Origin of the sequence: Photobacterium nomapromontoriensis (genome assembly GCF_050336815.1) — a bacterium.
Lineage (GTDB): Bacteria > Pseudomonadota > Gammaproteobacteria > Enterobacterales > Vibrionaceae > Photobacterium > Photobacterium nomapromontoriensis.
Genome location: NZ_JAKJSL010000016.1, coordinates 212,693 through 232,736, shown reverse-complemented (window position 1 = coordinate 232,736; position 20,044 = coordinate 212,693). Strand labels below are relative to the sequence as shown.

Below are 20,044 nucleotides of genomic sequence, written 5' to 3'. Positions count from 1 at the left end.
TGGGTAGGGCAAGCGACCTCATAATGCGTCGTATTCTGTATTATGAGGTTGCTAGGATAGAAGTAAGTGCCTATGCTTGTTTTTCTCGCCACTGATTCAGTAGGCGGGTGATTCGTATTTCTGTTTCCTGCCATTGGCGGGAATTCATTAACGCTTGATATTCGTGACTCGGTTTTTTACATAACGACTCAAGTAGTGGAACTTGATGTTGTGGTAAACCATCGAGTGCTTGAACAGCTCCTTCACGATTATTACAAAGCATGACCATATCACAGCCCGCTTGCTGAGCGGCGATTGCTCGTTCGCTGTAACTTCCCAGTACATCGGCACCTTTCATATTCAGATCATCAGAGAATATAACACCATTAAAATGCATGTCCTGTCGAAGTACTGTTTTGAGCCAGTAATCTGAACCGCTTGCTGGCGACGCATCATAATGATCGAATATCACGTGAGCGGGCATCATTGCATCGAGTAAGCCTTGATCAATGAGGGCTTGGAAGACCTTCATATCGTGCTGTTTGATATTATCTCTCGGGTCAGTTGGTGTTTCGAGATGTGAATCCGCAATAACACCACCATGCCCAGGAAAGTGCTTTCCTGTTGCAGCCATACCGGCCTGCTTCATGCCTTTAATAAATTGGCTGGCGTACTGAATAACCTGTTCTGGCTGATCAGAAAAAGCTCTATCACCAATGGCTTTACAGTCAAACCCAAGATCAAGCACAGGTGCGAGGCTTAAGTCGATATCCATCGCCAGAAGTTCTGCAGCCATCAGCCAGCCACCATCATGTGCCAGCTCCAATCCGTTATCACTTTCAGCAAAGGCTCTGGCTGGTGGGAGCAATGTAAATTCCTCACGAAAGCGCTGTACTCGTCCACCTTCTTGATCGACGGCAATGAGAATAGGACGCTTGGCCGTTTGGCGAATATCTTTTGTTAATGCGCGAAGTTGTTTGCGATCATGGTAATTACGCGCAAAGAAGATGATCCCTCCCACCGTCGGGTGTTGGATAATTTCGCGATCTTCAGCATCCAGTTCATAACCAGATACATCAAGCATCAAAGGCCCCATGAGTTCTCCTTGGGTTTAAGCATTAGTTGTTGGCTATTATACCCAAGCTGTTTCAAGATGCTCGTTTCAGTGGGTATATTATCAGGTTCTCAGCTGATTATTGTTTACATTAGGAAACGTAATGTTGATAGTTATTTGACGATAACACTGCTTTTATTTGTTGTTGTGACTTCAAAATGGTTTCACACCCTTAATATTGGTGATCTACGTCACTTTGTGGTGAAATAGCTCGGCGCTATATTTTACCTCTTGTGATCACGATCGACTACGAGATGTGAGATATTGCTTAGACTGTTTCCAAAATACATCAACATTGAGAGCCTATTATGTCAGCATTGCTTGCTATCGCTATTACGACCGGAATTTTGTCAGGGGTCTGGGGCTGGGTCGCAGTATCTTTAGGGTTGCTTAGCTGGGCTGGGTTTCTAGGCTGTACTGCGTTTTTTGCTTCCCCAAAAGATGGTTTGAGAGGGTTAGCGCTGAGCATTATGACAAATTTGAGTGGCGTGTTCTGGGCGTTGGTGATCATTCACCTGTCGAGCATGGCACATTTAGAAATCATTGGTTACGTTGTCACGGCCATTGTGGCATTTATGATGTGTATTCAAGCGAAGCAGACTTGGTTGAATTATATTCCCGGTACGTTTATCGGTTCTTGCGCAACATTTGCTGCTGACGGGAATTGGCAACTGGTGGTCCCGTCACTGATACTTGGGGTAGTGTTTGGCTATACCATGAAAACATCAGGGCTTTGGCTTCAACAGAAGCTCACCAAATCCCCAACGGTTTTGGTTGCGACTGAGCAGGAATAAATATAGTCAGAATAACGGTACCGAAGCACCGTTAGACACACTCCATATATTCAGCATATTCCACTTTGCTCAGAGGCCTCAGACTACTTGAGGCCTTTTGCTTATTGGCCAGTATGCAAACTCTTATGCCTTGTGAAAGCAAACTTTCCACTTGTTGTTCTAGTGTATCTATTGCGTAATGTGCGCGATCTGCATCCCTGCGGCATAGCTCTACAAAAATCGAATCAGGGTCATCTGGGTATAGAATACATTCAGCCTGCTGCATCAGTCTTAACGCTTTTATACTCAGCAATTCAGGGTCAGTATTTGTTTCAATCAGGTAAAGGCCACCGTCGGGTACATGATCATCGGTGTTTAATAGCTGCTGAAAAATGTGCTCTAAAGTACTCTCTGATTGAGCTTGCAGAGTGAGCGGGTGGCGAAAAAAGCCTTCCCAAAACTTTCGTCGTTCACCAACGCTATCGAAGTGTTGTTTAATGCGATTACGTTGTTTTCCCGCATAGCTCGCTAATAGCCCAAGATTTTGGGGCAACTGTGTCTCGAGTTTTTCTCTGAGGTAGCGCACCAGTACGGGTGATGCACCACCACTGGATACTGCGATTTGTATAGGGCTTCGGTCAATAATAGAAGGTGTTATAAAGTGGCAGTAGTCGCGATCATCCACCACATTAGTCCAAATCCCTTTCGTTTCGGCATCGATAAAAACCTGATGATTAAGATTTTGATCATTGGTTGTCGCCCAGACTTGAAAAGCGCCATCAAGATCACTGGAAGCATACTGCTTATTAACCCAAAGGATCTGCTTATGTTTGCTCAGTTCTTTAAGATAGGGATGCAGGGCAGGGGATACAACGGTGATTGCTGCGCCTGCTTTTCGTAATAAGTCTATTTTTCTACAAGCTACATCGCCACCGCCAATAACGACGACCTTTCGATTGGATAATGATAAGAAAATGGGTAAATATTCCAACTGTTTTATTCCTTATTGGTATTTTTATTCTTTGGCAAACTATTCATAATTAATAGTAACCATTCTATCAATAAATAAAAGTCATGATAATGGCTATTTCGTTACATTTCGAAACAAATGACAAGTAAATCAACGTCGTAAAACGTGACCATTCAGCTTGGATTAAAGTGTTAATGCTAATTTCAACCAAAAGCTACTGTTTTTATCTATTTCTTTGAAGTGACAGTGCGTTTGGGAATTAATAATTTCCACCCACTAAGAACTGACAATAAAACCACCTTTATATTATAAAATTTCATGGTCAAATAAATGAATAAAAAACTTACGATAGCGACACTGATAAGTGCAAGTTTGCTCGTTGGATGTGGAGATAAAGTGTCGGGACAGCCAGGCGCAATGAATCCTCTTGTCGCGGTTCAGCCTGTTACTGTGATTGATTATCAACAAGGAAAGCAGTTTGTTGGTCGTACTGAAGCCACTGAAGATGTTGCAATAACGGCTCAGGTTTCAGGGTATTTAAAATCTCGGCTTTTCCGTGAAGGTGAGCTTGTTGAGAAAGGTCAGTTGTTGTTTGAAATTGAGCCTGCGGCGTATCAGGCAAGAGTTGCCAGTGCTCAAGCGGCAATATCGCAAGCCGAAGCGACATTAAAGCGTGCGAATCTTGATTGGCAACGAGGTGAAAACTTACTCCCTAAAGGGAGTATCAGCCAGTCTGAATATGATCGTTTAACCGCTGAAAAAATGAATGCAGAAGCACAATTGAAAGCGGCGAAAGCACAACGTAATGCCGCTGAGGTAGACCTTTCGCATACCACTATTGTGGCACCTTTTTCAGGACGAATTAGCGATAGTAATGTGAGTATTGGTGATCTTGTATCACCGAATTCAGGCGTGTTGACAACCTTGGTAAGCTTAGACCCGATGCAGGCATCCTTTAAAGTCAGTGAGCGTCAGCGCCTTGAGCTGGGTATCGACTCTCTTGATGGTGCAGGTAATGGTCAAAACGATGTTGACGTGGTACTCACGTTAACCAATGGCGAAGAATATGGTTCAGTGGGCCATGTTGATTTTATTGGTAATCGGATTGATTTGAAAACGGGGACGATTGCGATGCGTGCAAGTTTTGCAAACTCTGATCACGCGTTATTACCTGGTCAGCATGTTCAAGTATTCTTGCGTGAGAAAACCCCTGTTCAGCGTCTTGTTATTCCTCGCCGCGCAGTGCAAGGCGACCTAGAAGGCGATTTTGTTATGGTGCTGACAGATGGCAATATTGCTGAACGTCGCAATGTTGAACTTGGCCCGCAAACTGAATTCGGCGTTATTCTTGCCGCTGGTGTGAATAAAGATGACTTGGTGTTAACCAAAGGCTTACAGCGTGTGCGTAATGGTATCACCGTAAGACTTGATGATGCAGAGGCGAAAGGTTAATCATGCTAAGTCGTTTTTTCATTCAACGCCCAAAGTTTGCGCTGGTTATCTCTATTATTCTGACATTGGCGGGGGCGATTGCTGCCATTAATCTACCCATTGCGGAATACCCGAAAATTAGTCCGCCATCGGTAGCAGTCAAGGCATTCTATTCCGGTGCGAGTGCTGAAGTGGTTGAAGCTGCGATTGCTGACCCCATAGAAGCATCCGTCAATGGCGTTGAAAACATGATTTACATGTCTTCAAAAAGTGCCAATGATGGCTCGTACAGTTTGAATGTCACGTTTGATATTGGTACTGATCCGGATATGGCTCAGGTCAACGTACAAAACCGTATTGCTCAGATTGAATCGAAACTGCCTGCTGAAGTTCGTATGGTCGGTGTGACGGTGAAGAAGCGTTCGCCGGATCTTTTGATGGTGTTGAACTTTTATGCGCCAGACGGCCGATATGACGATAAATTTCTGGTTAATTACATCAACCTTAACGTAAAAGATCAGTTAGCTCGTGTGACCGGGATCAGTGAGGTCAATGTGATCGGGGGCGGTGAATACTCAATGCGAGTATGGTTAGACCCGGAGAAAATGGCCAACCTTGGTTTAACAACATCTGATATTAATGCCGCCCTGTCGGAGCAGAATGTTCAGGTTGCAGCCGGAAGAATTGGTGGAGCCCCATATAATAATGCACAAGAAGTACAGTTTAACCTTGTGACAAAGGGCCGTTTAGAAACGGTTGAAGAGTTCGAAAATGTAGTGCTGCGCGCTAACCATGACGGCTCTATGGTGTACTTGAAAGATGTCGCCCGTATTGAGCTGGGTAAGAAGTTCTATGACGGTAACGGCATGTTCCGCAATCAGCCTGCTTCAATTGTTACGTTGAACCTGCAATCTGATGCGAATGCGTTGGAAAGCGGTGAAGCGGTCATGGCTATGCTGGAACGTATGAGCAAAGACTTCCCCGATGGCATGTCTTATGAAACCAGTTACGATACCACCTTGTTTGTGTCGGAGTCGATTCAGGGTGTGGTAAAAACATTGATTGAGGCGATCATACTGGTTATTGCTGTTACCTACTTGTTTTTGGGGAGTATGCGTTCAACGTTGATACCGATTGTTGCGATTCCGGTTTCATTGATCGGTACATTTGCCGTTATGCTGGTGGCAGGTTTCACGATTAATACCGTGACCTTGTTTGGTCTTATTCTTGCTATTGGTATCGTGGTCGATGACGCTATTTTGGTGATCGAAAACGTCGATACCAACATGCATCGAGACCCAAGTTTAACGCCTCGCAAGGCCACCCTGATTGCAATGAAAGAAGTGACAGGGCCGATCATTACCTCTACGTTGGTGCTGCTTGCGGTATTCCTTCCGGTTGCGATGTTGCCGGGTATTACCGGGATTATGTATCGCCAGTTTGCTTTAACTATCTGTATTTCTGTACTTATTTCTGCTGTTAATGCATTAACGTTGTCTCCTGCTTTATGTTCCCTGGTACTGAAGCAAGGCGGTGGCAATACATCCCGTTGGTTTGAAGTCTTTAACCGCAGTTTAGATAAGATCACGTTGAAATATGGTTTAGTTGCCGGTTTTCTTATGCGTAAAACTGCGATATTAACCACCTTATTTATTCTTGCTGTTGTTGCCGTGACGTATTTGTCGAAAACCACATCAACGGCATTTGTTCCGACAGAAGATAAGGGTATTTTGCTGGTTAACGTTCAGTTACCTGATTCCGCATCACTTTCACGTACCGAAGCGACAACACTTAAGTTGCAAGAAATGCTGGGTCATGAACCGGGTATTGATGGTGTAACGGTGGCGAATGGCTTTGCTTTTTTGACGGGTGCTGCAGCGTCAAACGGTGCCTCGATGTTCATCAAACTGAAAACGTGGGATGAGCGTAATGAGATGGCGGGTGATCATTCATCGTTTGCTATTTCAAACCGAATTAACGCCCGTGCGGCAATGGAAGTGCCTGAAGCCGTTGTTTTTGCCATGGGGGCACCTGCCGTACCTGGAATGGGACCGGCATCAGGCTTTGAGTTTGTATTAGAAGATACTCTTGGGCGTAGCCGTACTGATCTTGCGAATGTGATGGGTGAAATTATCCAAAAAGCGAATCAACAGCCAGAGATCCAGTATACCTTCAGCACTTTCCGAGCCAATGTACCGCACTTTTATGTCGATATTGATCGCGTGAAGGCGAAGCAGCTAGGTATCCCACTCACAGAGATTTTCCAGACACTAAAAAGTAATTTAGGGTCGATGTATGTGAATGATTTTTCACTATACGGTAAGAACTTTCGAGTGACGGTGCAGGCTGATAGTGATTATCGCGACAGCTTAGATACACTAGAGCGTTTCCATGTTCGTTCGGCATCGGGAGAAATGATCCCATTGAGTACGCTAACAAGCATTGAGCAGGTTTTCGAGCCGGATGTGGCGTGGCGCTATAACATGTACCGTTCGGCGGTTATTCAGGGGGGGCCGGCTCCAGGATATTCAAGTGGTGATGCCATTGCTGCGATGGAGCGTGTTGCGGCAGAAGTACTGCCTCAGGGTTATCAGTATGAATGGACAGGGATGGCGTATCAGGAAGTCAAAGCCGGCAATCAGGCAATGTATGCTTTTGCATTGGCGTTGATCTTCATCTACTTATTCATGGTGGCACAGTACGAAAGCTGGAGTATTCCACTGGCGATCATATTGGTTGTACCTGTTGCAACGCTTGGATCCTTTCTTGCGTTAACCATAACGGGCACGGCATTGAACTTGTACGCTCAAATCGGCTTGGTCTTGTTGATTGCGCTGGCAGCGAAGAACGCTATCTTGATTGTTGAATTTGCTAAAATTGAACGTGAAGAGAAAGAGTTGGATATTGAGCAGGCTGCGGTACGAGGCGGTAAGTTGCGTTTCCGTGCGGTGAATATGACCTCATGGTCATTTATTCTGGGTATTTTACCCTTGGTTTTCGCCTCTGGTGCAGGCCATATTAGTCAAAACTCTCTGGGTGTTTCACTCGTCGGTGGACTGCTATGTGTATTGCTCGCTGGGACATTTATGATCCCTGGTTTCTTTGCTCTGGTTCAGCGTCAGCGTGAAAAATTCCACGGTGGCTCAACTAAGCTTGTTGAGTTAGATGACTAGAACACGAATGTGTTGATATAAAAAGAAAGCCTCCTTGCGGGGGCTTTTTTTATGACGCTCATTCATATTACTTATTCCGACGAAGCAGACCAAACAGGGTAAGGCCCGCGAGCGCAGAAAGCGGTAGGCTACCGCCGCCTGAGCTTGGAATGTTCACCTTGTCTGACGGGTTATCTTCACGGACTTTCTCGAAAGGGTCGACCGAGTAGTCTGCTGGTGCCGCTGAGTCAAAATCAATCCCTGTTACCTGCTCAACCCATGAATAGTATGTAGCAAGTTCTGTGTATAGGCCGTTGAATTGCGCATTGCTGTCACCATTTTCTTTATTTTCACAATATGGTCCACTACTTGTGACGCCGACGACGCGTAGGCCATAGTCACGGTCACTCGCGCGTTCTGGATTTTGCCAGATAAGAGGCCCACCAGAATCACCACGGCATGCATCTTTCTTAATGTCTGGATTATTGCTGTCAGCACAAACAAAATGCGAGTTAGATGTCAGCGGGTACCCGCCCGTGTCACAACTTTTATCTGGGATACCTGCCAGTTTAACGACCATAAGCTCGTTGGCTTGTGTCGTCGATTCCGTTAATCCCCAACCTGAAGTGATCAGATTCGCTTTAGAGTAAGCACTCTCATTCCACGTGTTGGCGAATGCATTGTCAGCGGTTGCTTGCTCCTTAACGGTGGCTATTTTTATCGGCTTGGCGACACTGGTTAGTTTACGATCTACTTTGAGAAGAGCTATGTCGTGGTCGAGATCCTTTGTACCGTTGTAATGCGGATGGATGATTTTTCTAACCACATTGAACTTATAGCGACTATCGACAGAGTGCGCATCACCTGTTGTATTTGGAATGAGGGTTGTGCCAGCAACTACAGTTGTGCTCATACCAATCCCTGTTTGAGCACAATGCGCCGCTGTAACTAGCCAAAAATCACTGATCACAACCGCACCACAACCCGCAGAAGCCTGCTCATTCGCATCAGGCATCATCAGCATCGCCGCTTGCCAAGGAAGTAGATCATTGGCGACTTTGTTGGCTTGTTCGCCATTGAGAATACGAGATTGGACAGATTCGTTATCAGCAAAAGCGATCGTTGGTGTGCTTAGTGAGAGAGCAATAAGTAACGAGCAGATATTGATTTTTTTGTTGCGCATAATACATCCCTGTTGTTGCATTTGGCTTGAATTGAACACATATCGGCTAAAAAAGATAAACATAATATACCCAAGCAGAAGAAATAATTGACCTATAGCAAGGAGTTGCGACCTATTTCTCGAATAGATGCATTTGACGTGTTATACACAAAATCGAAAGCATCGATATCGCTTGGGTTATGGGATGCTATTACGTTGATTTTTGCAGTACAGCGAGTATTTATAATGTCTTATAAGAATATGATAGGGTTAGGCGTGGCAGGTAATTTTGCCGGGCATTTAGAGCAAGCCGGGGAAGATAAAGATTTTCTTGCTGTTGAAGTGAAAGATGCCGTTCAGCCAAAAGGTATCTTTCCATTTTATGTACCGTCAGCGGCAGCGGGTTTCTTATCGACTTATCCCTTATCTGATGACTTGATAGTGTCTCCTAATGACGCAGATAATTTACAGATAGAACCAGAAGTTGCACTGATCTGCGATATTCAGTATGACGGTCATGTTGTTACTGCAATTACCCCTAGATTTTTTGCCGCTTACAACGATTGTTCAATCCGAAAGCCGAATGCAAAGAAGATCAGTGAGAAGAAAAACTGGGGGGAAAAAACAAAAGGTATTTCCAGTCAGCTAATTGCTGTCGACTCACTCTCTGAGGGGGGAGTGCTGGATACTTACCGCATTGCAAGTTTTCATCAACGGGATGGCGAAATAGCACGTTATGGTGAAGACAGCCCGGTTATTGGCTACAGCTATTTCCATCAAACATTACTGAATTGGATTGTTGAGCGAATGAATAACCAGCAGGATGTGGGGCCGACGGAAAACATTGCACAGCACTTAGCGAATGCCAATTACCCGACACAAGCGGTGATCAGTATTGGTGCGACGCGTTATACCGAATACGGAGAAACGACATTTTTGAAGTCTGGCGATACGAGTATTGTGGTTGTCTATGACGGTAACTTGTATTCATCAGAACAAATCATGGCAATGGCTGATTCAAAGGTATTCGGTACTACGGGGTTATCTGCCCTGATTCAGACGGTTGCTTAGCCACTGTTTGTGGTATAGAGCGTTTGGACTGCGGATAGTTAGTCTTTATTCTCGGTGCTAGATGTAAGAAAAATCCCCGTAAATTGAGTGTTTACGGGGATGTTAGCAACCCAAGAATCTTAGTTACGACTCATAATCGCCAGAATAGCTCTAGAGAACCGACTGAATTTGAACGGTGCTTATCTTCTTCATACTCTGGTGTTGTGATAGCAAAGCTGAGACTTGCTCCCCATTTGGGTTGGTAATAGACAGCACCAAGAACGGCGGTTGCTTGTAAGTGTTTTACATGTGTATCGGGTACGATGTCTGGGCGATCGCCATCAATGGTAATGTCATTGAAGCGATAACGGCTTTCAATACCGGTAAAGAGGAAATAGCCCGCTTTGCTCGATGAAAGTACACTTACATCAACAAATTTATTGGGTGAAAACCCGATTGAACCAAAATTATCGGCTAAGTTAGAGCCCCAGCGTGCAACACCACCAACGGCGACTTCACTCTGGTAGTTACCAACATTAATTCGTCCAACCCCGCTAATATCATAATCATTGATAAAAGAGGTTCGTTGGCGGGTGATTAATCGGTCTCCCTGATACCCCAGATTAAATACAGCCTGACTCTCAATTTGGTAGTCCCAACCCATTGGGTCTTCGGAACCAATAATGTCATGAATAAGCTTCTGGCTTTCTTCAGTTAACGCGTTAGGGCCTGTTATGCCTAGCATTGCGCTATATTTGTCAACAGCTGTTGCAGAATATTGGTAGAGACTTGTCTCGAGGAAAAGTAATCCGGCATAGGGGCGTTCATTGGTGACGGGTGTTGTTGCCTCGATATCTTCCGGCGTCCACATCTGCTGGCCGATGCGGAAACTCCAGCCTTTTTGTGTGTTATTTCTAAAAGGTAATAGTGAGGCAATATGATTAAGCGGCATGGGTGCCTGAGTGTCGAATTGTGTTATTGCGGCAGAGTTATATTCAAGAAATACACCATTAGTATAATTTTTATCGGTGCCGACAATCCCATCGTTATCCGTAGAAAAAGAGATACTGCCTGCATTATATGCCTGGGCGCTAGGTGCGATAAGCGTAAAGCAAACAAACAATGCGGATGAAAATTGTTTCATTGACAATCCTTTGATACAACATGAAGGATAATTTATTGGCGAGCTGTGCTTGTATAGTAACAACTATGTTTGAAAATCGTGTGTATTTATTTTCGAACAGTAAATATACTTACAGAGCGCGTCATAGTGTGGGTATCATATCGAATTGTACTGTTCTATCGCTAGTGATATTCCTCATTAAAACGGAAAAACTCTATAGTCAAAGGAAAACGGAATGTCTGCTCTGAATTTACCTTCATCTTTGGTCTCTGTTTCATGGTTAGCCGAGCATTTTGATGCCCCCCAGTTGATAGTGCTTGATGCCAGTTGGTTTATGCCTGGTACTGAGTGTAATGCGTTTACAGAATGGCAGCATAAGCGCATTCCCGGCGCCCGTTTTTTTGATTTTGACCAAAAAATTGCTGCACCGAATAGCCCTTTCCCGCATATGTTGCCATCGACTGCTTTATTTGAAATCGAAGTCGGTAAGTTAGGTATAAGCAATAATCATGTGATTGTGATTTATGATACTCAGGGGATCTTTTCTGCGCCGCGTGTGTGGTGGATGTTTCGGGCTATGGGACACAAAGCCGTTGCTGTTTTAGATGGTGGTTTGCCAGCCTGGGAAGCGGCTGCTTTTGAAGTTGTACAGGATGAGCCGGAGGATGTGGAACCAACGCCGTATGTTGCCCAGCTAGATGCTGGATGGGTTATCGATGCTGAAACATTACATCAACGCCTTAACGCAGAAGATGTGCAAGTATTTGATGCCAGACCAGCAGCTCGGTTTTATGGAACACAACCGGAGCCTCGTGATGGGATACGAAGTGGGCATATGCCTAACGCAAAAAGTTTGCCATTTAGTCAGCTACTAGATAATGGGCATTATTTACCTGTAAGCCAGCTACAGAAACGTTTTGATGCATTAAGCTATCCTGATCAGCAACACATTTTCAGTTGTGGTTCAGGGGTGACGGCATGCATATTGGCACTTGCAGCGGAGCTCGCTGGGCGACAGAAACTGACAGTATATGACGGGTCATGGACCGAATGGGGTAGCACGATTAAGTACCCAGTTGTTTGATGACTGTTGTTTCATGAGTCGAAAGGCCGATACGTTTATTCTGTGTGTGTCGGCCATTCCAGCTAGATATCAAACGATAGGCGCTTGCTGAGTTTTTTCTTGCGCATGGCTATATTGGCCTTGGCAAGAATGGTGTCGGGATCACTCAAGTTGCCTGGATAATAGGGAGAGAGGCCAATACTAATATCAATGTTGTAATGATGCATAGCCTCTTCAGTAGCATCATAGAGAGCCGTTATCCATGCTTGGCTGGATTCATTGTCTTCTGATGGTAACAATACGACAAATTCATCACCGCCAATACGGTAAATTTGACTTCCTATTGGCGCTGTTTCAACGAGTTTTTTTGCAACAGAGATAAGCAAGTCATCGCCACATTGATGACTAAAGTTATCATTAACGTGTTTGAAGTTATCGAGATTAATATACGCAAGAACGCCGCGTTTTAAATGAATAGCCATGCTATCAAACCGTTTGAACAGGGCTCGACGATTTTTTAGACCGGTGAGGTCATCTTTTAAGGCGAGTTGGGATAATTGAGCTTCAAGTTGATGTGTCAGCTTAATTTGATGCCGTAGTTTACTATTGGTTTCACGCTGTAGTCGTAACATTTTTATAATGCAAAAGCAGATCAAAAAAACACCAATATGAATAAAAATATCATCGATAGAATCAATTAACCAATGGCTATTAAGTTCAGGAATTTCATCCAGTAAGTCCGCCAGTATACCAATAGCGTAAGTACATAAAGCAAGTACCATCCAACTGCGAAGTTCTTTACTGAAATTCTCCCGCAGTAACATAAAAATAAGGGAAAGGGTTAGGATTGAGACCACAATCTCCAACTGGCCATTTGACGGCACAAGAGCTGAAAGTAAAATGCCAGCGCATATTACAAGCGTAAGGCGTGTAGGAAGTTGCGACAAAATGCTCATGAGGCGATGCTTTACTCTTATTTTCTTAGTTGCAGAGCTTGTATGGCTATACAACGTGTTTACAAAGTTAGATTGATAATTTTAATTTTTGTCAGCGCTATGGGAACATTTCCTATCTGGCTGAGTTGATTGTGACACTTTTATCAATTTGTATTATGTGTTTTGTCTATGGGCTAGCTTAAATCATGTCAGGTACCGTGATAATTATCACAAGATGGAATGGTGTACTGTAAGAGGATACTGCTAATAGGTTTCTTTGTAAATTTATGTAGTTAGTTATATCGGTGAGCGGCTATTTATATATCGTAATTTAGAACCAGTATAACGATCAAAAATGGGTAATTTAGTTTGCATAAATGAAATCATAGATTGTGCTCTAGAGGTATAACGATCTCTTTGATATATAAGGAGTGTAACAATTCATTTCAAGCAACAAGATTGTAACACTATGCGATTTGTGTCTATTCTAACTATAAATATGAGAGTAGAAGGATAGCGCAACGAGAGAGGTCGGAAACATATGCTGACAATGGCAAGAAGTGCTCAACCCAATAAAGCGTTGGTTTCTGAAAGGATACAGAAGCTCATTAAAGTACTTTCAAATGGCGTTTATGAACGAGAAGAAACAATAAAGCTATGCCTTCTTGCTGCCCTTGCTGGTGAGAGTGTTTTTTTACTCGGCCCACCGGGAATAGCGAAAAGTCTTATCGCCAAAAGGCTGATACTCGCCTTCGACAACAGTAATTTTTTTGATTATTTGATGACTCGCTTTTCGACACCTGAAGAAGTGTTCGGTCCACTGTCCATTCAAGAATTAAAAGATAATGGAAAATATGTTCGACTTGTTGATGGATACCTTCCAACGGCGCAAGTTGTCTTTTTAGATGAAATTTGGAAAGCTGGCCCTGCAATATTAAATACTTTGCTGACAGTTGTTAATGAACGTACGTTTAAAAATGGTCAAAATGTATTACCCATCCCTATGCGCCTATTGATTACGGCATCTAATGAATTGCCCGACGAAGATAGTGGCCTTGAAGCGCTGTATGATCGGATGCTGGTACGAGTATTTGTTAATCGAATTCAAGAGAAGCAAAACTTTAAGGCCATGCTCATGGGGGAAGCCCCATTAGTTGTGCAATTAGAGCCTGGTTTAGCCATCACTGATGAAGAGTATGATAATTGGCAGGTTCATATTGATGATGTAAAACTGTCGGAGTCTATCTTTGAGAAGATTTATCAGCTGAAAGTGATGATTGAGCGACGTTCAGAAGAAAGTCATTGTACAGATGCGCAAGATAGTGAACTGTATATCTCGGACCGACGGTGGAAAAAGTCGGTTCGCTTGCTTAAGGCGAGTGCTTTCTACAATGGTCGTGATGAGATTAACCCACTTGATATTTTACTATTGCAAGACTGCATGTGGAATAGCCCTGAATCACGACATGTGATCCGAACAGTGGTTAATGATTTCGCGACTCAAAAGGCATTTGATCAAGAGTCCGCGCAAGTTTCAGTGACAGACGCTAAGAAAATTCTTGATGAGGTACAGTCTGAAATAGCGAATGAACTGAGCATGACGTTTACTCGTGAGAGCATGATGCGAAAGGAGTGGTTTAAATATGACTTTAGTAATGGTCGCCGCTATACCGTCAATCATAATTCACGCATGATAAAACTGGTTATGTTGCAACAGAACCCTTCCGTTTCTGAACAGGAAAAAGGTGATAGTCGCTGGGTATATGTCGATGGTGACGATTTCGAAAAGAAAATTAAAACCGGTCAGTGTGATATATACGGCTTCGTGAATAAGAATACGCACCTATGTCGCCTACAATTTGAAATTGACGCTCAACAACGCCTTGTCATTAAAGACATTGCAAACCGGTCAGTTCTAGTCGGTATTGCGGGAGATAACGGCATAACGGTTGATCAGCAAAACCATTGGCTGAAGATGGCAGAGGATGCGTTAGCCAAGGCTGTTGATGCTGAACATCGTCTTAAAATATCTAGAAGCAGCTTTCATGGAGCCTTGCCTCATAATTTCATTGATCCACAATTACCCGAGCTGATTGAACTAAGCTTGTCACAGGCATGTGATTCAGTACATGAACTGAAATTGGTGATTGATAAGAGTGCTGTGCGCGTGACGCATCTTTCTGAATACTTTGCTTAGGAGAATCTTGCTTATGCCAGTATCTGAAGGTGTAAATTTGGCGATGATGTTGTCGGAGTCAGGCATTATTGATAATGCTATCCATGAGTTAATGATGCGTCCTCAGTTAATTATTGCGGCGGAGTCGAATCCCGGTATCAAAGCCGCGATGAAAAATCAGATAACGAAGTGGCGGGGACACGTACAGCAAAGGATATCAAAGTTAAGCGTTGAGGATCGTTTTCAACGTGAAATAGAATTGTACCAAGATGTGAGTCAGTGGGATCCCGCGTTTTTTTCTGAACATGTTCATGAAGTGGTTAAAAAACTCGAAGGTGACTCTACGTTTTATTTTAAGTCTAAATCTTTACTTGAAAAAGAGCATCAGACACATAATCCAATGTTTCAGAGTTTTTTTTGTAATCAGTGGTATCAATATTTGACTCAAGCATTGGCTGAGGCTCAATTTAATACCTTAGAGAAACATAAAGAAAAACTCTTGGCTGACTTGTATCAACGTATTGAAACAATGCAGAAAATGGAAGATGTCACTGAATCGGGTGATGAAGCCAAAGCGGGGCGATTATGGGATATGGCGCAGGCTAAGCTGACGAAGACTGATGTCAGTACGTTGAAGTCGATGGCAAATTTTCTCAAAAAGAACGAAGGGTTACAGGAGATTGCTGAGAAACTAGGCAGGATGGCGAATGAGATTGATGACCCGAACAAGGAGCGGGTTCGATCTGAAGACTTAAAAATGGTGGAAGAGCGTAGTGACAATGTCACTGATGACATTGTTGGCATTCATGAAAGTGATGATTTATCGAAACTACTGCCGAATGAGGCGATGTTCCTCGCTTATCCAGAATTAGAAGTGGTATTTTACAAACACCTTGTCGATAAGCGGTTGATGAACTATCGGGTTCAGGGTACTCAACGTAAGCTACGCAGAGTGAAAGCGTTTAAGCGACAGACGAAGCAAGTCGAGCAAGATAAAGGACCGTTTATTGTATGCATAGATGCATCCGGTTCAATGAATGGTTTTCCTGAGCAATGTGCGAAAGCGATTGCTTATGGGTTGATGCAAATTGCGCTGGCTGAAGATCGTGATTGCTATGTCATTATGTTTTCGACTCAACAAATTACTTATGAGCTCACTAAACAAGATGGTTTAAGTGAGGTGCTTAACTTTTTGTCTTACTCTTTTCATGGTGGAACGGATTTGGGGCCAGTTTTAGATCGGTCGATTGATTTGATGCTTGGTGAAACATACAAAAATGCAGATTTAGTGGTGCTGTCAGATTTTATCGCACCGGCACAGCCTGCCGAAATGCTCAAGAGGATCACTAAACTGAAAGAACATAAAAATCGGTTCCACGCCGTTAACCTGTCTAAATACGGAAACCCGGAACTGATGGCTATTTTTGACCACTGTTGGTCATATCACCCTTCTAAACTTGGACGCTTATTAAAGTGGCGATAGTGTTGGCAAGTTTTGCGTTGGTATCTTCTATTCTGCAAAATACTCATGCAAAGCTTGTCGCCATTCCGGGCTCTGGCGGATTTTCAGTAGGGCTCGGTTGAGTTTTTCTCGATGCGGGCTGTTGTTTTCAATAACCAAGCCGTAATTTTGTTTTTCGAACCGGTAAGGCAGAACCATTAAGTTTTCGTAATTACCCGCTTCTTTTGATTTTTTGATGAGATATTTCAAGATGGCATCATCAGCCACAACGGCATTTATCTCCTCGTTATTTAACGCGGTTAGTAGGCTTTCGATATCTTTATATGTTCGATGAACGATACTGTGAACAATAAGAAATTCAGAGGACGTTGAGCCTCTTTTTGCCCCAACACTCATGTTAGCAAGATCATTGGGGCCCTTTATATCACTGTTTAACAAGCCCAGCGTGAATGTACTGGCAAGGATTGCTGTAACACTGGCAATAAAAAATGTTGTGAATATCGCGAGAATGACCGTCAATACCCGTCCTGCTAATGTTTTGAATTCAAAATAGTTAAAAGGGCCTTTAGTAATAAATAATAATCCGAGAATAAACCCTTCGACCATTTGTGCTTTGTTTGATCGCATCGAGTAGAGCTTCTCGTTGACTCGGTGTTCTAGGAAATAGTAAATCGCGCCAACTATCGCCGCGAGAATAAAGACAACGGCTAATGCAATAAGTAGGTTAGTGTTGGTTAGGATGCTTTTTATGGCGTGTAGGTAGCCCTGTTGTTTGATTGCGATAGCAAGATGGGTTTCATAGAAGGAATGTGAAAAATCTAAAATTTCCTCTCTTTCCGATGTGATTGATACACATGACACGCCGATATTCAATGCACTGTTAGCAACATCATTGAGTAACTCCGGTAAGTTATGGTTACTGATTACATAGTCAACTTTTAGTTCTAATGCAATTTTCTCCCATAACAAGATAGCTAATCCGGAATAGGTATTGTCGGTATTTCTGATGACAAAAGGTGGGCAGTTGTAACTCCCCACTTTTATAATTTGTGCTGTTTCAATATTAGTTGTTGCAAAGGTAGGCGGACTGCAAATGAGTAAGATCAATATTATGATGCGTGATGCTAACAGCGATTTGATTGTTGTCATGCCAATACCTCTTTTTAGCTCACTCGAATCCTGTATTTTGAAGTATAAGCATCATTTCATGTTCATTGGATTGCTTCATTTGAACTTTGGATCCTGTGTTTTGTTGTTACTTAGCTGTCTAAATTATCTGGCTTGATACGTGGCGAAATAAATCAATGAGCTATGCTTATACCCAAGCTACCTAGTGATGCTCATTCTGTGTGAAGGCCGAGAGTCTCTAATGGTTAGACGACGAAGTGCCTATTAGGTGAGGAGGGTGTATGAGAATGCTGTCTTTCTGCGCCGCAGTGTGTCTTTGGTTTGTGAGTCAAATAGCAATAGCCCAGGATGTTTGGGTGATAAAAATAAATGGTGGTATTGGGCCTGCTACCAGTGATTACGTATCACGAGAAATTGAGCAGGCAGAGCAAGAAGATGCCCAGTTTATTGTTCTTCAGATAGATACCCCTGGTGGGCTAGACACCTCGATGCGGGATATTATTCGAGCTATTACCACGTCATCCGTTCCTATCGCGTCGTGGGTCGGCCCTGCAGGTGCACGAGCGGCGAGTGCCGGGACGTACATCTTGCTAGCCAGTCATATCGCATCGATGGCTCCAGGTACCAACCTTGGTGCTGCGACCCCTGTTTCGTTAACCGCTCCAAAGGGTAATGATCCTGATGACTCGGCGGATAATCCATTTTTCCCCAAAAAAGAAGAACCGTCAGATCAGGAAAAATCACCTCAAAAGCAAGCCGATTCACCGAATGATGACAGAGTAAAAGCCAAAACGGCGATGGAAAAGAAAGTGATCAATGATGCACGTGCTTATATCCGAAGCTTAGCAAAGTTACATGGCCGTAATGCTGAGTGGGCTGAAACAGCGGTGACGGAAGCTGCTAGTATTGATGCAGAAGAGGCCTTAGAACTTAATGTGATTGATTTTTTAGCATCAGATATTGATAGCGTTGTTAGTCAGTCTAATGGTCGGTCTGTAACAATCAATGGCTTGAAAGAAAAAATTGAGCTGTCCAATGTAACTTATATTGAACGTGAGCAGGATTGGCGTTTTAAGCTGTTATCAGTGCTGACTAATCCGAATGTTGCCTACATATTAATGCTGATTGGTATCTATGGCTTATTGTTGGAATTCTATAATCCGGGTGTCGGTTTGCCAGGCGTGCTTGGCGGTATTTGTTTATTGTTAGCGATGTATTCGTTGCAGATGTTGCCAGTCAGCTACGCGGGATTGGGCTTATTACTGTTGGGGATCGCGTTAATGATTGCAGAGGCGTTCAGTCCGAGCTTCGGTATTCTTGGTCTGGGTGGAATTGTCGCTTTTGTGCTTGGTTCGGTCATGCTGATGGATACCGAAACACCGGGTTATCAAATTGCTATTCCATTAATTGTCGGGTTAACCGTTGTGTCAGCACTATTTACGTTTGTTATCTTAACGATGTTGCTGAGAACACGCCGAAAACCCGTTACAACAGGGGTTCAGGTTTTAGTTGGGCAGGAGGCGATTGTGATGAGTGGTTTCCCTGGTGAAGGACGCGTGCTGGTGGATGGTGAAGTTTGGCAGGCTCGCAGCAAAATAGCATTAAAGAGAGGTCAGCGAGTGAAAGTCACAACGGTTAATGGTCTGTTCCTTGATGTAGCGTCGAGGCAGGCGACAGAGCGTTTCGATAAGGAATAACAATTATGATTACTTATTCATTAGCGACAATCATTGTGTTGGTGTTTGTACTTATCGCCAGTATGTTTAAAGTGCTGCGAGAGTATGAAAGAGCGGTTGTTTTCTTACTGGGTCGGTTCTATGAAGTCAAAGGGCCTGGTTTGATCATTATTGTTCCTATTGTTCAGCAAATGGTGAGAGTTGATCTACGTACTATTGTACTGGATGTGCCTACGCAGGATTTGATCACCCGAGATAATGTATCGGTAAAGGTCAATGCGGTCGTCTATTTTCGTGTGGTTGACCCTAAAATGGCGATCAATAATGTTGAAAACTACCTTGAGGCCACCAGTCAGCTGTCGCAAACGACCTTACGTTCAGTATTGGGTCAGCATGAGCTTGATGAATTACTTGCAGCGCGGGAAGAATTAAATAGAGATCTTCAAACCATACTTGATCAGCACACCGATAATTGGGGGATCAAAGTAGCGAACGTGGAAATTAAGCATGTTGATTTGGATGACAGCATGGTTAGGGCGCTTGCTCGTCAGGCTGAAGCAGAACGCTCACGGCGGGCAAAGGTGATCCATGCAACGGGTGAGCTTGAAGCGTCAGAAAAACTGCGTGAAGCGGCAGAAGTTCTCAATAAATCCCCGAATGCATTACAGTTGCGTTATATGCAGACATTGACAGAAATAGCCAATGACAGAACAACCACCGTTGTGTTCCCGATGCCGATTGATTTGGTCAATAGCGTGACTGATCTTATTAAGGTGTCATCGGGAAAGAGTGACAATTGATTTGAGCAGTTCAATGTATACCTGAAGTCAGAGCTTGGGTTTTCGCAACG

Annotated in this window: 15 protein-coding genes; 9 read left to right on the top strand and 6 right to left on the bottom strand. The window is 43.6% G+C overall.

What is annotated here, in order from left to right; genetic code table 11:
• Nucleotides 1-70: 70 nt before the first annotated feature.
• A complete protein-coding gene (gene nagZ / locus L4D12_RS03070) occupies nt 71-1,075 on the bottom strand; it encodes a beta-N-acetylhexosaminidase (RefSeq protein ID WP_428446349.1) in 1,005 nt (334 codons plus the stop codon).
• A 326-nt stretch (nt 1,076-1,401) separates the two neighbouring features.
• Between nagZ and L4D12_RS03065 the strand changes: the two genes are divergently transcribed.
• On the top strand, nt 1,402-1,887 hold the full coding sequence (locus L4D12_RS03065; protein ID WP_428446348.1) for a DUF1097 domain-containing protein: 486 nt from the start codon (nt 1,402-1,404) through the stop codon (nt 1,885-1,887).
• Between the two features lie 31 nt (nt 1,888-1,918).
• Here the strand turns inward: L4D12_RS03065 and L4D12_RS03060 are convergent, their stop codons facing one another.
• Nucleotides 1,919-2,857, bottom strand: a complete 939-nt coding sequence (locus L4D12_RS03060; protein WP_428446347.1) for a precorrin-2 dehydrogenase/sirohydrochlorin ferrochelatase family protein — start codon at nt 2,855-2,857, stop codon at nt 1,919-1,921.
• A 309-nt stretch (nt 2,858-3,166) separates the two neighbouring features.
• On the opposite strand from L4D12_RS03060, the gene L4D12_RS03055 reads away from it, so the two are divergent.
• Nucleotides 3,167-4,288 (top strand): efflux RND transporter periplasmic adaptor subunit, encoded by a 1,122-nt coding sequence (locus L4D12_RS03055; protein ID WP_428446346.1) that lies wholly within the window; start codon nt 3,167-3,169, stop codon nt 4,286-4,288.
• A 2-nt stretch (nt 4,289-4,290) separates the two neighbouring features.
• The gene (locus tag L4D12_RS03050; RefSeq protein ID WP_428446345.1) at nt 4,291-7,440 is read left to right on the top strand and encodes an efflux RND transporter permease subunit; all 3,150 of its coding nucleotides are present in this window, start codon (nt 4,291-4,293) and stop codon (nt 7,438-7,440) included.
• Between the two features lie 67 nt (nt 7,441-7,507).
• On the opposite strand, the gene L4D12_RS03045 is transcribed toward L4D12_RS03050, so the two are convergent.
• On the bottom strand, nt 7,508-8,602 hold the full coding sequence (locus L4D12_RS03045; protein WP_428446344.1) for a trypsin-like serine protease: 1,095 nt from the start codon (nt 8,600-8,602) through the stop codon (nt 7,508-7,510).
• Between the two features lie 225 nt (nt 8,603-8,827).
• Here L4D12_RS03045 and L4D12_RS03040 point away from each other — a divergent pair, with 225 nt between their 5' ends.
• Nucleotides 8,828-9,652, top strand: coding sequence for a DUF5718 family protein (locus L4D12_RS03040; protein ID WP_428446343.1), 825 nt, complete (start codon nt 8,828-8,830; stop codon nt 9,650-9,652).
• Between the two features lie 130 nt (nt 9,653-9,782).
• On the opposite strand, the gene L4D12_RS03035 is transcribed toward L4D12_RS03040, so the two are convergent.
• A complete protein-coding gene (locus L4D12_RS03035) occupies nt 9,783-10,775 on the bottom strand; it encodes a lipid A deacylase LpxR family protein (protein ID WP_428446342.1) in 993 nt (330 codons plus the stop codon).
• 214 nt (nt 10,776-10,989) lie between these two features.
• On the opposite strand from L4D12_RS03035, the gene L4D12_RS03030 reads away from it, so the two are divergent.
• Nucleotides 10,990-11,838, top strand: a complete 849-nt coding sequence (locus tag L4D12_RS03030) for a sulfurtransferase (protein WP_428446341.1) — start codon at nt 10,990-10,992, stop codon at nt 11,836-11,838.
• Nucleotides 11,839-11,900: 62 nt separating this feature from the next.
• Here L4D12_RS03030 and L4D12_RS03025 read toward each other — a convergent pair whose 3' ends face one another.
• Complete coding sequence (locus tag L4D12_RS03025) at nt 11,901-12,827, bottom strand: GGDEF domain-containing protein (RefSeq protein WP_428446340.1); 927 nt, start codon at nt 12,825-12,827, stop codon at nt 11,901-11,903.
• A 466-nt stretch (nt 12,828-13,293) separates the two neighbouring features.
• Between L4D12_RS03025 and L4D12_RS03020 the strand changes: the two genes are divergently transcribed.
• Nucleotides 13,294-14,949, top strand: a complete 1,656-nt coding sequence (locus tag L4D12_RS03020; RefSeq protein ID WP_428446339.1) for an ATPase RavA domain-containing protein — start codon at nt 13,294-13,296, stop codon at nt 14,947-14,949.
• Nucleotides 14,950-14,962: 13 nt separating this feature from the next.
• Nucleotides 14,963-16,411 carry an ATPase RavA stimulator ViaA gene (gene viaA / locus L4D12_RS03015; RefSeq protein WP_428446338.1) on the top strand — a complete coding sequence of 483 codons (1,449 nt, stop codon included), beginning with the start codon at nt 14,963-14,965 and terminating at the stop codon, nt 16,409-16,411.
• Nucleotides 16,412-16,438: 27 nt separating this feature from the next.
• Here the strand turns inward: viaA and L4D12_RS03010 are convergent, their stop codons facing one another.
• Nucleotides 16,439-17,539 carry a transporter substrate-binding domain-containing protein gene (locus L4D12_RS03010; protein WP_428446337.1) on the bottom strand — a complete coding sequence of 367 codons (1,101 nt, stop codon included), beginning with the start codon at nt 17,537-17,539 and terminating at the stop codon, nt 16,439-16,441.
• 260 nt (nt 17,540-17,799) lie between these two features.
• On the opposite strand from L4D12_RS03010, the gene L4D12_RS03005 reads away from it, so the two are divergent.
• On the top strand, nt 17,800-19,215 hold the full coding sequence (locus tag L4D12_RS03005) for an NfeD family protein (RefSeq protein WP_428446336.1): 1,416 nt from the start codon (nt 17,800-17,802) through the stop codon (nt 19,213-19,215).
• 5 nt (nt 19,216-19,220) lie between these two features.
• Nucleotides 19,221-19,994, top strand: coding sequence for a slipin family protein (locus L4D12_RS03000; RefSeq protein WP_428446335.1), 774 nt, complete (start codon nt 19,221-19,223; stop codon nt 19,992-19,994).
• Nucleotides 19,995-20,044 lie beyond the last annotated feature (50 nt).

Coding starts and splice junctions, on each gene's coding strand:
- L4D12_RS03010 (WP_428446337.1), bottom strand. CDS start 17,539: ATGACAACAATCAAATCGCTGTTAGCATCACGCATCATAATATTGATC.
- L4D12_RS03005 (WP_428446336.1), top strand. CDS start 17,800: ATGAGAATGCTGTCTTTCTGCGCCGCAGTGTGTCTTTGGTTTGTGAGT.
- L4D12_RS03050 (WP_428446345.1), top strand. CDS start 4,291: ATGCTAAGTCGTTTTTTCATTCAACGCCCAAAGTTTGCGCTGGTTATC.
- L4D12_RS03055 (WP_428446346.1), top strand. CDS start 3,167: ATGAATAAAAAACTTACGATAGCGACACTGATAAGTGCAAGTTTGCTC.
- L4D12_RS03035 (WP_428446342.1), bottom strand. CDS start 10,775: ATGAAACAATTTTCATCCGCATTGTTTGTTTGCTTTACGCTTATCGCA.
- L4D12_RS03040 (WP_428446343.1), top strand. CDS start 8,828: ATGTCTTATAAGAATATGATAGGGTTAGGCGTGGCAGGTAATTTTGCC.
- viaA (WP_428446338.1), top strand. CDS start 14,963: ATGCCAGTATCTGAAGGTGTAAATTTGGCGATGATGTTGTCGGAGTCA.
- L4D12_RS03020 (WP_428446339.1), top strand. CDS start 13,294: ATGCTGACAATGGCAAGAAGTGCTCAACCCAATAAAGCGTTGGTTTCT.
- L4D12_RS03000 (WP_428446335.1), top strand. CDS start 19,221: ATGATTACTTATTCATTAGCGACAATCATTGTGTTGGTGTTTGTACTT.
- nagZ (WP_428446349.1), bottom strand. CDS start 1,075: ATGGGGCCTTTGATGCTTGATGTATCTGGTTATGAACTGGATGCTGAA.
- L4D12_RS03030 (WP_428446341.1), top strand. CDS start 10,990: ATGTCTGCTCTGAATTTACCTTCATCTTTGGTCTCTGTTTCATGGTTA.
- L4D12_RS03045 (WP_428446344.1), bottom strand. CDS start 8,602: ATGCGCAACAAAAAAATCAATATCTGCTCGTTACTTATTGCTCTCTCA.
- L4D12_RS03065 (WP_428446348.1), top strand. CDS start 1,402: ATGTCAGCATTGCTTGCTATCGCTATTACGACCGGAATTTTGTCAGGG.